Below are 13,297 nucleotides of genomic sequence, written 5' to 3'. Positions count from 1 at the left end.
TTGTGTCGCAGATTTGCCTTAATCTCGCCATATTTTAGCGAAGTCTGAAACGGGAGCGGTAATAGAATACGGACTCCGATAGATTGTTTCGGGGTCGGGAGGAAAAATTTTTCGCGCGTGCTGCAATGCAGCATTTTGGGTTGGAATCACATCGAACTCCCTGTGAATCATAAATTCGTGCGGGCGAGTTGATGGGGCGGGCGCTTGGCTGCCCACGCATCGATTACTCTGTCATCCATCAATTTTTTGCTGCGCCGCCACATTTTGCGCCAAACTCGGCGTGATCATTTTGATAACTGCGGGCCCAAGTCTGCTCTGATTGAAACGGCGGTGAGGGGAGGCACTGCTCAAAAGGGGTGACTCGTTGACTGTTGATCAGAACATATCCTCCCGTATCAATTTGATGCGTATCCTGCTGATCTCAGGCATTGTCTTCGTGCATGTGCCTTATGATCCTCCGACGAGCGCCTTCCTCGGATTGAATGGCTTCTTCGACTGGCTGCGCGTCTTTTTTGGTGACAGCCTGTTTCGCATTGGCGTTCCGTGCCTCAGCGCCATTTCCGGTTATCTGCTGTTCCAGCGCGGCCTGGACGCTTTCGACTATGCCAGGACGCTTCGTTCGAAAGCGAAAACCGTCCTTCTTCCTTTCCTGCTTTGGAATTGCAGCCTGCTCGCCACCGTTTTCCTCCTTCAGCACTTCGATATTGGCGTGGGTTATTTCCCCGACCTTTGGAACGCCTCGACACGAGAGTTCCTGAGTTATGCGCTGGCAACCGAAGGGCTGCCGGTCAATGTTCCGCTCTATTTCCTGCGTGACCTGATCGTCTGCATCATTCTTTCGCCGATCCTTGCCTTTCTGGTGCGCCGCTATGCGACACCGACGCTTGTGATTCTCTTCGTCCTGGCGATCTTGCCGGAACTGACGCTTGGTATTGTTCTCAAAAAGTCGATTCTCTTCAGCTTCACGTTCGGCATTTTCCTGGCGCTCAACCGGCTGGACCTGAAGGCGCTCGATCGATTCTCGATTGCTGGGACCGCAGCAATGCTCGCAGTCGCCATCCTGCTGTCGATTGGTCTTTTTCGCACCGGTCCAGATTTCCCATGGGCGCTTGATCTTGCGCGCAACACGCTGTCGATCGTTGGCGCGGGGGGATTCTGGCTTATGTCGGCCTTGGCCATCCGGTCGTGGATCGGCCGGCGTCTGGCCGGCACCGGCAGCTTGAGCTTCTGGGTTTTCTGCGCCCATTATCCCTTGCTGGTCCTGCTGTGGATGGTCTGGAACCGGATGGCTGGAGATGAGCAGTATCCGCTTTTCTATGCCAGCTCGGTCATCGCCAGCTTCGTCATCCTCACGACATCCAATCTCTTCGTCTCCCGCGCGATGCCGGGCTTCTATGAAATCCTGACTGGCAGCCGCGGGCGAAAGGCGAAGCTTTCCGCCGCGGCGAAATCCCATTCGTCCGCCGGCACCACTCGCTCCGGCGAACCGGCAATGACGCAACAGCAGAGGTGAAACATGATGGCGAAAGCCGGACATCTTCGGCGAGCCTGGCAGATCGCTACCGCAGCCGCGGTGGCGAGCCTTCTTGCACCCATGGCCCAAGCTCAACAGGGCGCGACCGGCAAATCCTTTGTCGAGAACTTCGACAGCCTCGACCGTTCGTTCTGGTACGTCTCCGACGGCTGGAGTAACGGCAAGCACCAGAACTGCACCTGGTCGAAGAACCAGGTGCGCGTTGAAAATGGCGTACTGCAGTTGGAATTTGCCGAGCGAAAGACCAGCAACCGCAACTATGTCTGTGGCGAGATCCAGACCAAGGCGCGCTTCGGCTACGGTACCTATGAGGTGCGGATGAAGGCTGCGACCGGTTCCGGGCTGAACTCGGCCTTCTTCAGCTATATCGGACCAACCGACAAGAAGCCGCACGATGAGATCGACTTTGAGGTCCTCGGCAAGAACACCGGCCAAGTTCAGGTGAACCAGTACATCAACGGCAAGGGCGGCAATGAGAAGCTTGTGCCGGTCGCCGGCGGCGCGGACCAGGGCTTCAACGATTACGCCTTCATCTGGGAGGAGAACCGCCTCCGTTACTTCGTGAACGGCAAGCTCGTTCAGGAGGTGACGGACAAGGCGACGATACCTTCGAACGCCCAGAAGATATTCCTGAGCCTCTGGGGCACCGATACACTCAAACAATGGATGGGTGCGTTTTCCTACACTCAACCTACGACGATGACCATTGACCGTGTCGCGTTCACGGCGATGGGCGAAGACTGCCGCTTTCCAGAATCCGTGCTCTGCACGCTCGATTGAGGCGGTCTGCGGTTCGTTGCCCGATGCGGTCCCTGAGAGCCAGAAGGCTCGAAAAAGGAGTTGGACGATTTGACATTGAGCGTTCTTTATCTCGCGCATGATCTCGCGGATGCGGCGATCCGGCGGCGGGTGCTGACCTTGAAAGCGGGCGGTGCAAGCGTCACCGTTGCCGGTTTCGAGCGCGGCGCGAACGTGCTGTCCGACGAGCGGGACGTACCGACGATTGTGCTCGGAAGAACGGCGGATGCCCGCTTCGCACAACGTATCGGCGCGGTGGCGGCCGCGCGCATGGTGCTGAAGCGAAAGCTCTCGGGAATCACCCGGCCCGACGTTATCATCGCCCGCAACCTGGAAACCCTTGCGCTTGCCGGCCACGCTGCCTCGCTTTTCGATCGCAATGTTCCGGTCGTCTACGAATGCCTCGATATTCACCGGCTTCTCCTCGATGAGGGGATAAAAGGCCGCCTGATGCGGCAGGCTCAACGCTTCTTCGGCAATCGCGCCAGCCTGTTGATCACCAGTTCGCCGGCTTTCGTCGAGAATTTCTTCAAGCCGCGGTCAGGTCTCGATCTGCCGGTCCTGCTTCTGGAGAACAAGGTTCTGGCCCTGAAGCCGGAACTTATGCCCGCCTCAGTCGCGCCGAGACCACCAAGACAGGGGGCGCCTTGGCGGATTGGCTGGTTCGGAGCGATCCGGTGCCGAAAATCACTGGACAGCCTGATCGATTTCGCGGCGCGGATGGACGGCAGGGTCCAGATCGTCCTGCGCGGTCGCCCGGCATATAGCGAGTTCGACGATTTCGATGCGAAGGTCAGTGCTGCCCCGCATGTGGAATTCCACGGCGCCTACCGCAATCCGGAGGATCTCGCGGCGATCTATGGCGATGTCCATTTCACATGGGCGATCGATTTCTTCGAGGAAGGGCTCAATTCGAGCTGGCTACTGCCGAACCGCCTTTATGAAGGAGGGCTCCACGGCGCAGTGCCGATCGCGCTTTCGGGGACCGAGACCGGCCGGTTTGTCGAGAAACGTGACATTGGCGTGACGCTCGACAACGCGATGCCGGAAACGCTTGAGGCTCTGTTCGAGGGCATGACCGAGGCACGCTACGCCGATCTCGCTTCTAGAATTTCAATTATTGAACGGAATCAATGGATCACGGGTCAGGCGGAATGCCAGGCCCTTGTCTCCAGACTCGCTGCCCTACATCCCAACCTCTCGTCGCCGGCAGACATGCCGGTCGTGTCAACCGTGCAGTCGTGAGGTTGAGTATGGTTTCGCGTTCTCACTCCAATGCCCAGATTTCCAGCGTCCGGACGCTCCTCGTGATCCCTTGCCTGAACGAGGCGGCAACGATAGAGCCACTCTTGCGCAAGCTGAACGGACAGCGCGGCGAGATGGACATGTTGCTTGTTGTGGCGGACGGCGGCAGCCATGATGGCACGCGGGATATCGTGCAAAAGCTTCTGCCTGAGATACCCCGACTTCTGCTTCTGGAAAACCCGAAGCGCATCCAGAGCGCCGCGATCAATCTTGCCGTGGACCGTTTCGGGCAGGATCGCGACTATCTCATCCGTATCGATGCGCATGGTGACTATCCAGACGGGTATTGTCGGACCTTGCTGGAGGAAGCGCTCGATATGCAAGCCGATTCCGTTGTGGTCGGCATGGAGACGGTCGGCTTCGGCCTGTTCCAGAAGGCGACGGCCGTGGCGCAGAATTCCAAACTCGGCAATGGCGGCTCCAAGCATAGGGCCGGTGGCGGCGGCGACTGGGTGGATCACGGTCATCATGCGCTCATGCGGATCGAGGCCTTTCGCGCTGTCGGCGGATACGACGAGAATTTCAGCCACAACGAGGATGCGGAGCTGGATTTCAGGCTGCGCGCCGCGGGCTTCCGCATCTGGATGACCGGCAAGACTTTCATGACCTATTATCCGCGGGCGAGTGCCCCGGCTCTCTTCCGGCAATATCTCGCCTATGGCCGCGGCCGCGCGAAAAACCTCATCAAGCATCGCTCGATCCCGAGGCTACGTCAGGCGATCCCGCTCGCGGTCGCTCCTGTTGTCGTCGGCGCGTTCCTCGCCTTGCTTCATTGGTGGGCCGCGGTGCCGCTGGCGATCTGGGCTGCGGCCTGCCTCGGCTACGGCTTCTGGATGGCCGTGGGGCAGAAAAATCCCTACGGCCCGCTCGCCTCGCTCTCGGCGATGATCATGCATTTCGCCTGGTCGGCTGGCTTCTGGCTGGAACTGATCGGCATTCGTCCAGGGAGGGCCGCTTGATGACGGCAGGAGAAAAGTCGGTTCGTATCGATATCGGCGTCTGCACCTATCGCCGACCGGAACTGCAGACGACGCTCATGTCATTGTTTTCGCTGAGCGTTCCGGCGGGTGTCGAACTGCGCCTGATCGTTGCCGACAACGATGCAATTCCGAGCGCGCGCACTCTGGTAGACGGCCTGCGCAACCGGTCGCCCTTTCCGATCAGCTATGTCCATTGCCCGAAATCGAATATCTCGATTGCCCGCAACGCCTGCCTGACCGAATGCAATGCGGATTATCTTGCCTTCATCGATGACGACGAGACGGCTACGCCCCGATGGCTCGCCGAGCTATTTGCAGCGGTGATGCTTACCGGCGCAGACGCGATACTCGGCCCCGTCCGGGCGGTCTACGGAGCACGGAGCACCTCATGGATGCGCAAGGGGGATTTCCATTCCACCATGCCCGTCTGGGTCGGTGGCAGGATCAGGACCGGCTACACCTGCAACGTATTGCTCGACATGCGTTCGCCCGTGGTTGCGGGTCGCAAGTTTGCCTTGTCGCTCGGCCAGAGCGGCGGCGAGGACACGCATTTCTTCACAGCGCTCACCGATGCCGGTGGGCGCATTGAATTTGCCCAGGAGGCGATTGTCGAGGAAATCGTTCCGGAAAAACGGGCGAGCTTTTCCTGGCTTGCGAAGCGACGCTTCCGCTCGGGCCAGACGCATGGGCGCATTCTTGCCTCCAAGCATGCTGGTTTGAATCGGGTCACACAGATGGGGCTTGCCGGTTCGAAGTTTGCCTTTTGCGCGGCGATGGCCGCAGCCATGGCCTTTTCCCCGGTCATCCGCAACCGTTATGCCCTTCGTGCGGCTCTGCACGCCGGCGCCGTTTCCGGCACGCTCGGCATGCGCGAGATTCGCCAATATGGAGCCGCTGAAGCAGCATGAGCACGTTCGTACACCAACCCGACGTGAGCTTCGTGATCGCCGCCTACAACGCGGAAGATACGATCGAGCGTGCGATTGCGAGTGCGCTGGCTCAGATCGGGGTGACCATGGAGGTCATCGTCATCGACGACTGCTCGACGGACGGCACGCGCGAGCGGGTGCGTGCGCTTGCGGATGATCGGGTGCGGCTGATCGTTCAGGAGAGGAATGGCGGACCGGCCGTTGCCCGCAATGCAGGCCTTCTTGTCGCCTGCGGCCGCTGGATCGCCATCCTCGATGCCGACGATACGGTCTATCCGGCAAGGCTATTGATGATGCTTGAAAGGGCGGAGGCTGCCGAGGCCCAGATCGTCGTCGACAATATCGATGTCATCCCCATCGAGGGCGGAAAGCCGCAGACGATGTTTCCCAGGGAAGAGCTGACGCGGCGTCCGCTCATGACGCTTGCCGATTTCATCGGCTCGAACGTGATTTTTCGGTCGACCTTCAACTTCGGTTACATGAAGCCGGTCTATGAGCGGGGTTTCCTTGAACGCCCCGGACTACTCTTCGACGAGACGCTGCGGATCGGGGAAGACTATCTGTTGCTCGCCTCCGCCCTTGCAAGCGGCGGCGAGTGCGCAGTCATGCCGGATGTCGGCTATGTCTACCATCTTCGGCAGGGCTCGATTTCGCGGGTCCTGGAACAACACCACCTCGACGCGATGCTGGCCTCCGACCGGGCCTTCCTCTCCCGCTATACGCTGGATGAGAAGGCTATGGCCGCCCAGCGCCGACGCACCCGCAGCCTCGTCGAGGCGGGTGCGTTCCTCACGCTCGTCGAGGATATCAAGAAAGGCTCCGTCAGGGGCTTCCTGAAAACAGCGATCGGAAATCCGCGTGCATTGAGACATTTGCGCATGCCGATTGCTGTCCGCATGCGCCGGCTGTTGGGGAACGGCTGGCGCCAACTGAAATCCGATCGGATAGGGCGGGGGCGCCCTCCAGAAAGGACGAAGGAATGGATATGAATAGACCAGTTCGAAAGGCGGTGATTCCCGTCGCAGGCAATGGCACTCGGTTTCTGCCGGCCACCAAGGCCATGCCGAAGGAGATGCTGACGATCGTCGATCGTCCCGTCGTCCAGTATGCCGTCGATGAGGCCATGCAGGCGGGAATCGAGAACATCATCTTCGTGACCAGCCGTAACAAAACGGCGATCGAGGACTATTTCGACAGTGCGCCGGAACTGATCGCCACGCTGACCCGCTCCGGCAAGACGGTCCAGGTTACCCAGCTTGAAAAGATGCTGCCGGTCGCCGGCACCGTCAGCTACACGCGTCAACAGGTCCCGCTCGGGCTCGGTCACGCGGTCTGGTGTGCCCGGGAACTGGTGGGCAACGAACCATTCGCGCTCTTGCTGCCCGACATGGTCTCCTACGGTCCGCAGGGCTGCATGGCCGGGCTGATGGAGCTTTATGAGGAAGTCGGCGGCAATGTCTTTGCGGTAGAAGAATGCTCGCCCGAGGAGACGTCCAGCTATGGCATCGTCGGTGTCGGCCACTCCGTCAGGCACGGTTTCGAGGTGACCGAGATGGTCGAGAAGCCCAAACCGTCCGAAGCGCCGTCTAATTATTACCTGAATGGTCGCTATATTCTGCAACCGGAAATCTTTGAATTGCTTGCGCGTCAGGAACGGGGTGCCGGCAATGAGATCCAGCTTACGGATAGCATGCACAAGCTTGCGAAGGTCCAGCCGTTCCATGCACACCCCTATCAGGGACGCACTTTCGACTGTGGCAGCAAGCGTGGCTTCATCGAAGCGAATGTCGCGTTCGCCATGTTGCGTGCGGATATGGGAGCGGAGATTTACGCCTCCCTCAAGGAACTGATGATGTCACACGAGACACGCGTCCAGGCAGCTTAATGCAGCTTGAAATCATTCGCGGCGGACGGCAGCGCGGCTGCCGCCCGTCACACCAACGCTCCGGAAAGCGAGCTCCATGGATCAGGTAAACTTTCGACCACGAACGATATTTCCCGGCGAGACGCGCGACAGCGACACGTTCATTGATCTCGACAAGCTCTGGGCGGCGGCGTTTCGCCGCCTGGGCGTGATCGTCGTGTGCCTCATCGCCACCGTCACGCTTGCGGGGCTTTACCTCCTCACCGCGCAGCCGACTTACACGGCGATGACGCAAATCCTGATTGACGAAAATCTCTCGCGTTATGCCGAGGACGAGCGAGACAGCCAGACCGCCCAGCAGATCGACAACCGCATGTCGAGTGCGGTGGAGATCCTGAAATCCAAGGCATTGGCGTTACGGGTCGTCGACAAGGGCAGGTTCGACCAGAACGAAATACTGGTCAATCCGCCGCAATCGCCGGTCGCTCTTGCCAAGGGAGCGGTTCGCAGCATCGTCGCCCTGGTCACCCCCGGCGATCCGCCGCTTTCGGAAGAGCTTGCCCGCATGGGCCGGCGTGAGAAGGCCGCCGCTGTCCTGCAGCAGTCCCTGACCGTCGAACGCGTCGGACGCAGCTCGGTGATTGCGGTTTCCGTCAGGTCCCCTGATCGGCAGCTTTCGGCATCGATCGCAAGAACCTATGCCGATTCCTACCTGACCGATCAGCTCAATGCCAACTTCGATGCGTCTGAACGAGCCTCGCTGTGGCTGCAGGAACGGCTCAACGATCTTAACAGCCGTTCGCAGCAGGCGGCGCTGGCCGTCGAGCAATATAAGATCGAGCACAATCTCGTCTCGCCACGCGGAGAACTGCTTTCGACGCAACAGCTTTCCGATCTGAACAGCCAGTTGATCGTCGCCCAGGCAGATGCCGCAGCCGCTTCGGCCCGCTATGAGCAATACAAGGCGATTACCGACAAGGGGCCGGATGCGGCTGTCCAGAACGCCGTCGTTTCAGCACGCGATACGGACAATACGGTCATTCAGGACTTGCGGAAGCGTTATATCGCGATCAATGACCGAGAGCAGGGGGTCATCCAGCAGTTCGGGGCAGATCACCCGCAGGCTGTCGCGCTGAAAGCGGAAAAGAACGATGTCGCGCAACAGATCTATCGCGAATTGCAGCAGTTGATGGGAAGCTTCCGCAATGAGTTCGAAGTGGCAAGCTCCCGGGAAAAGTCGCTGCGCGATAGCATCGACCGCGTCGCCGGGCGGAATTCGGAGGCCAATGTCTCAATGGTCCAGTTGCATGAACTGGAGCAGAAAGCGGCGGCGCTGAAGTCACTTTACGAATCCTATCTAGGCCGTTTCGAAGAAGCCACCCAGCGGCAATCCTTCCCGATTGCCAAGGCGCGGGTGATCTCAGATGCCGGTATTCCGACGGCGCCGTCCAGCCCGCGCAAGACGCTGACGATGGCGCTTTCGATCGTGCTCGGCCTGCTTATCGGCGGTGCGGCGGCGACGCTGCTCGAATTCCGCGAGCGGTTCTTCCGCACCGGCGACGACGTGCAGGACAAGCTCGGCCAACGTTTCCTCGGGTATCTGCCGAGGGTCAGCAATGCTCTGGTGGAAGACAAATCGACGTCTTCGGCCCCTCCTGCGCCGCCGACGGAGAGTGAGGCGGCTGGTGTACCTGCCGGCAACCCGATTTCATCCAGACGTCTGATGCGGATTGCCGTGGAGGCGCCCCGTTCGCAGTTTGCCGAGACGCTGCGCAATACCAAGCTTGCCTGCGATATCATGCTGCAGGATCGGAAATGCCGGGTGATCGGCGTTGTATCCTGCCTGCCCGGCGAGGGAAAATCCATGGTTGCGGCAAACTTCGCCGGCCTGCTCGCCTCGACCGGCGTGCGGACGCTGGTGATCGATGCCGACCTGCGAAACCCCGGCCTCAGCCGCATGCTTGGCAGCGAGCCGGAGGTCGGTCTTGTGGAAGTCATCCTCCAGAAAACGTCATGGACGAGCGCTGCACGCGTCGATCGCAGGTCGCGGCTGACGATCCTGCCGATGACCATGCGGAGCCGCAATCTCGCCCATACAAGCGAACTCCTGGCTTCTTCCGGCATGAGCCAGTTCCTCGAAAGCATCAAGGAGACGTTCGATGTCATCGTCGTCGACCTTGCGCCGCTTATCCCGGTGATCGACGCCAAGGCTTTCGAACCCTATGTCGACGGCTTCGTCTTCGTGACGGAATGGGGCGCGACGCCCGCGAAAGCAGTGCAGTCGGTGCTGCGTTCCGAGCCGCAGATCGCTTCGAAGACAGTCGGCGTCATCCTCAACAAGACGGAGATGTCGGAACTGCATAAATACGCCGATCCGGGCGCACCGGAACGGCTGCGCAGCAGCTATCTTTCCTATTACAAGGATAAGGAAGGGGCTGTGCCGGCATCACGATAAACTGAGAAGGGGGCGATTTCATCGCCCCTCAGACCGCTGACAAACCCGTCGATTTTTCGGCGGGTTTTGTTTTTGTGGTGTTGGCGTTGGGCGGAGACTTGGAGAAGGTCGTGGGGGGATCGACGCGAAAGGGCTCTTGGTCCTCATCCCCAGGCTGGTTCGGGCCGCTTGGTGACGGCCATTGCGATCTTCTTGATGTTCTGGGCGGCGGCGGCGAGAAGACATTGCCACCTGACCTTGATCAATCCCCGGAAGCGGGCATAGCGGTGCCCGTGGAGTTGCTTTGCATCGGCGAAGGAGCGTTCGACCGTTTCCTTTCGCCGCTTGTAGATCGCCTTGCCCCAGGGCGTCTTGCGATGGCTGTCGGTGCGCTCGCGGGCGTCGGCCCAGACATGGCGGGTGATGGTCCGCTCCGCCTTGGCGTTCGAGGTGCAGGAGGCCAGCAGCGGGCAGTCGCGGCAGATGGACGGGTCGGAGCGATAGTGCTTGTAGCCGTTGCGGTCGGTGGTGGCGTAGGTGAGCAACCGGCCCCGAGGGCAGCAGTAGCCGTCGGTGTCAGGCTCGTAGACGAATTTCGACTTGCGCATCATGCCGTCTTTTGGCGGGGTCGGGTTGCGATAGCCGGTCACGCCGAGGATTTGTCTGTCCTCCAGTCCCTTGGCGATGCCTGATGTGGCGTAGCCCGCATCGAGCCCCACCGCGCCGACCGCCAAGTCGAAGCGCTCGCGCTGTCGGTCCAGTCGTTCGAGATAGACGATACTGTCATGCACGTTTGCCGGCGTCACATGGGTGTCGGTGATGATGGCATGGCGGCCGTCGACGGTGCGATGATCCAAATAGAAGAAGCCCTTGGGCTTGCCGTCGCGCACCATGTAGCCGGCCTCAGGATCGGTGCGACTGACCTTGGTTTCCTTCACCTCCGGCTCGCATTCCTTTTCCTTCAACGGCTTCTGGCCGTGGGCGGCGCGCTCCGCCTCGATCGCCCGGTCGAGATCGGCCCAATAGTCGGCGCGCGACTTCTGGAGCATCTCAAGGTCATACTTGCCCTTGTTGGCATTGGCCTTCAGATGCGTCGAATCCGTATAGAGCACCGTGCCGTCCACCAGGCCGTGCCGGATCGCCTGCTCGACGATCGCGTCGAAGATGTCCTGCGCCACGGACGTGTCGTTGAACCTGCGGCGGCGGTTCTGCGACAAGGTCGAGGCATCGAACACAGGATCGGTCAGCTTCAGCCGCAGGAACCACCGATAGGCGACGTTGACCTCGATCTCGCGCACCAGCTGCCGCTCGGAGCGCACCCCGAACAGGTAGCCGATGAACAGCGCCTTGAACATCAAGGTCGGATCGAGCGGCGGGCGGCCGTTGTCGGCGCAGTAAAGACCGGCAACGCGATCATGGATGAAGGAAAAGTCGATCACCGCATCGATCTTGCGAAGCAGATGATCCTTAGGCACCAACTCGTCGAGCGTCACCATCTCGAGAGCCGTCTGTTCGGGAGCAGGTTTCTTCAACATGTCCCAGTGAATCACAAACCCCCGGCTGTGACCAGGGGTTTGTCAGCAGTCTGGGGGGCGATTTCATCGCCCCTTTCTCGTTATTGACTTCCTGCCCTCAGGCGCTGGCCGCAAGCTGCTCTCTCATAGGACCGGTGTTGACCGCCAGCATTGCCTTGCCGAACACTTCGCCAATGCCGATCAGCACGGGTTGGTCGACACCGATCTTGGTCATCGCTGTCGCCATGTCCCCAAGTGATCCCGCCCAGCGCTTTTCGTTTGGCCTGGACACTGCGCTGACAATCACGGCCGGCATGGCAGGCGTCATGCCGGCATCAACGAGTTTCGCGGCGATTTCGCCGGCGGTGCGGCCGGCCATGTAGTAAATCGTCGTCGTCCGCGGGTCGGCGAGGCTGTTCCAGTCGAGATTGTCGGGCAGCGTGCCTTTGCGGGAATGGCCAGTGATGAAGCGGACGCCCTGCGCATGATCGCGATGGGTAAGCGAGATGCCGAGCCGGGAGGCCATGGCGCTCGCCGAGGTGATGCCCGGCACGACATCGACCGGAATGCCCTGGCGTTCCAGGCAGGCAATCTCCTCGCCGGCCCGGCCGAAGATCATCGGGTCGCCGGATTTCAGGCGGACCACGCGTTTGCCGGCCTTGGCGAACTTCACCATCATGTCGTTGACGTCTTCCTGCCGGCAGCTCACGCGACCGCCGCGTTTGCCGACCAGCATGCGCTTCGCCTCACGACGGGCGAGTTCCAGCACTTCGTCAGAGACGAGATCGTCGAAGAGGATGACGTCGGCGGCCTGCAGGGCACGCACCGCCTTGAGCGTCAGCAGTTCGGCATCGCCAGGACCGGCTCCGACGAGCGTGACGCCGCCGGTGGCGGGGGCTTCCGCGAGCCTTTCGGCATCGCTTAGAAGCACCCCGCCGGCACCCTCCTCCGGCGCATCGGAACTTATAAAGACACGATCGACAAAGCGTTCCCAAAATGCCCGGCGCTGCGGACCAGGCGCCAGCCGTTCATTGACCCTCTCCCGCAGCGATTGTGCAAGCTCTGCCCAGTTCTTGAGCGAGGCCGGCAGCAGCGTTTCGATGCGCCGGCGGATCGCCTGAGCAAGGATCGGCGCGGCACCATCCGTAGAGATCGATACGACGACCGGCGAACGGTTGACGATCGACCCGAACTGGAATTGGCAGAAGGCGGGCTTGTCGATCACGTTGACCGGCACGCCGGCTGCGCAGGCCGCATTGAAGAAGGCTTCGGCTTCACCCTGTTCGTCGCAATCGGCAACCGCCAGGGCGGCGCCCTCGAGCGCTTCAGTGTTCCATCCGTCGAAGTGCCGCACAAATCGGCCCTGCGGATGCTCGGCATCTCGCTCAACCAACCTCTCGAAAGTCTCTGAAAGTTCTTCCGCGTAGACATGCACCTCGGCACCGCAGGCGGCCAGAAGTTCGGCCTTCCAGGCGGCGGCATCGGAGCCTCCCGCTACGATCGCCCGCTTGCCTTCGAGCGCCCAGAAAACTGGAAGCTTCGCCAGTGCCGTCATGCGGGCAGGCGCTTCGTTCCGCTGCTGTTGCAGAAGGTTCATCATTCCGCAGCCACCATCATCAGGCTTTCGAGTTTGATGAAGAGTTTGCCGTTTTCGTTTCTGACGGGGATGGTCCGCGCTTCACCATCGTCGGCGCCGAGCGCCTTGCCGGTTTCGAGCGAGATTACCCAGTTGTGCAATGGGCAGGTGACCGCCTTCTGATGAACGATGCCCTGGCTGAGAGGACCGCCTTTATGTGGGCAATGATCCTCGATTGCGAAGACCTCGTTCTCGGCGGTGCGGAAGACGGCGATCTTGCCCTGCGGCGTCTTCACACAGCGCGCGCCTCTGAGCGGGATATCGGAAATATCGCCGATCGGGTGCCAATTCATATCCAACTCC

At 60.6% G+C, this 13,297-nt stretch carries 11 protein-coding genes; 8 read left to right on the top strand and 3 right to left on the bottom strand.

Annotated features, from left to right (window positions below):
* Window positions 1–364: 364 nt before the first annotated feature.
* The 8 genes from JL39_RS16630 to JL39_RS16595 all read left to right on the top strand — a co-directional run bounded on the left by JL39_RS16630 (window position 365) and on the right by JL39_RS16595 (window position 9,865).
* Complete coding sequence (locus JL39_RS16630) at window positions 365–1,513, top strand: acyltransferase (RefSeq protein ID WP_037152774.1); 1,149 nt, start codon at window positions 365–367, stop codon at window positions 1,511–1,513.
* Window positions 1,514–1,516: 3 nt separating this feature from the next.
* Complete coding sequence (locus JL39_RS16625; protein WP_037152773.1) at window positions 1,517–2,314, top strand: glycoside hydrolase family 16 protein; 798 nt, start codon at window positions 1,517–1,519, stop codon at window positions 2,312–2,314.
* 69 nt (window positions 2,315–2,383) lie between these two features.
* Window positions 2,384–3,577 (top strand): glycosyltransferase, encoded by a 1,194-nt coding sequence (locus JL39_RS16620; protein WP_081952895.1) that lies wholly within the window; start codon window positions 2,384–2,386, stop codon window positions 3,575–3,577.
* Window positions 3,578–3,585: 8 nt separating this feature from the next.
* Window positions 3,586–4,596 (top strand): glycosyltransferase family 2 protein, encoded by a 1,011-nt coding sequence (locus JL39_RS16615; RefSeq protein WP_037152772.1) that lies wholly within the window; start codon window positions 3,586–3,588, stop codon window positions 4,594–4,596.
* Window positions 4,596–5,525 carry a glycosyltransferase family 2 protein gene (locus JL39_RS16610; protein WP_037152771.1) on the top strand — a complete coding sequence of 310 codons (930 nt, stop codon included), beginning with the start codon at window positions 4,596–4,598 and terminating at the stop codon, window positions 5,523–5,525. The genes JL39_RS16615 and JL39_RS16610 overlap by 1 nt, the downstream gene beginning before the upstream one ends.
* Window positions 5,522–6,535 (top strand): glycosyltransferase family 2 protein, encoded by a 1,014-nt coding sequence (locus JL39_RS16605; RefSeq protein WP_052182924.1) that lies wholly within the window; start codon window positions 5,522–5,524, stop codon window positions 6,533–6,535. Before JL39_RS16610 ends, JL39_RS16605 begins: the two co-directional genes overlap by 4 nt.
* Window positions 6,526–7,431, top strand: a complete 906-nt coding sequence (locus JL39_RS16600; RefSeq protein WP_037152768.1) for a UTP--glucose-1-phosphate uridylyltransferase — start codon at window positions 6,526–6,528, stop codon at window positions 7,429–7,431. The genes JL39_RS16605 and JL39_RS16600 overlap by 10 nt, the downstream gene beginning before the upstream one ends.
* A 76-nt stretch (window positions 7,432–7,507) precedes the next feature.
* On the top strand, window positions 7,508–9,865 hold the full coding sequence (locus JL39_RS16595) for a polysaccharide biosynthesis tyrosine autokinase (RefSeq protein WP_037152765.1): 2,358 nt from the start codon (window positions 7,508–7,510) through the stop codon (window positions 9,863–9,865).
* Window positions 9,866–10,008: 143 nt separating this feature from the next.
* Here JL39_RS16595 and JL39_RS16590 read toward each other — a convergent pair whose 3' ends face one another.
* The 3 genes from JL39_RS16590 to nirD form a co-directional block, all read right to left on the bottom strand.
* The gene (locus JL39_RS16590; protein WP_037152762.1) at window positions 10,009–11,379 is read right to left on the bottom strand and encodes an IS1182 family transposase; all 1,371 of its coding nucleotides are present in this window, start codon (window positions 11,377–11,379) and stop codon (window positions 10,009–10,011) included.
* Window positions 11,380–11,476: 97 nt separating this feature from the next.
* A complete protein-coding gene (gene cysG, locus JL39_RS16585) occupies window positions 11,477–12,955 on the bottom strand; it encodes a siroheme synthase CysG (protein WP_037153675.1) in 1,479 nt (492 codons plus the stop codon).
* Complete coding sequence (gene nirD, locus JL39_RS16580) at window positions 12,955–13,287, bottom strand: nitrite reductase small subunit NirD (RefSeq protein WP_037153674.1); 333 nt, start codon at window positions 13,285–13,287, stop codon at window positions 12,955–12,957. The genes cysG and nirD overlap by 1 nt, the downstream gene beginning before the upstream one ends.
* Between the last annotated feature and the right edge of the window lie 10 nt (window positions 13,288–13,297).

The organism is Rhizobium sp. YS-1r (genome assembly GCF_000757525.1).
Lineage (GTDB): Bacteria > Pseudomonadota > Alphaproteobacteria > Rhizobiales > Rhizobiaceae > Neorhizobium > Neorhizobium petrolearium.
The sequence above is the reverse complement of the archived record's forward strand: the minus strand, read 5'-3'. Positions and strand labels throughout refer to the sequence as shown.

What these genes read in the sequence shown, in the direction of transcription:
- JL39_RS16625 (WP_037152773.1), top strand. Translation starts at nt 1,517, where the DNA reads ATGATGGCGAAAGCCGGACATCTTCGGCGAGCCTGGCAGATCGCTACC.
- JL39_RS16615 (WP_037152772.1), top strand. Translation starts at nt 3,586, where the DNA reads ATGGTTTCGCGTTCTCACTCCAATGCCCAGATTTCCAGCGTCCGGACG.
- JL39_RS16610 (WP_037152771.1), top strand. Translation starts at nt 4,596, where the DNA reads ATGACGGCAGGAGAAAAGTCGGTTCGTATCGATATCGGCGTCTGCACC.
- JL39_RS16605 (WP_052182924.1), top strand. Translation starts at nt 5,522, where the DNA reads ATGAGCACGTTCGTACACCAACCCGACGTGAGCTTCGTGATCGCCGCC.
- JL39_RS16600 (WP_037152768.1), top strand. Translation starts at nt 6,526, where the DNA reads ATGGATATGAATAGACCAGTTCGAAAGGCGGTGATTCCCGTCGCAGGC.
- JL39_RS16595 (WP_037152765.1), top strand. Translation starts at nt 7,508, where the DNA reads ATGGATCAGGTAAACTTTCGACCACGAACGATATTTCCCGGCGAGACG.
- JL39_RS16590 (WP_037152762.1), bottom strand. Translation starts at nt 11,379, where the DNA reads ATGTTGAAGAAACCTGCTCCCGAACAGACGGCTCTCGAGATGGTGACG.
- cysG (WP_037153675.1), bottom strand. Translation starts at nt 12,955, where the DNA reads ATGAACCTTCTGCAACAGCAGCGGAACGAAGCGCCTGCCCGCATGACG.
- nirD (WP_037153674.1), bottom strand. Translation starts at nt 13,287, where the DNA reads ATGAATTGGCACCCGATCGGCGATATTTCCGATATCCCGCTCAGAGGC.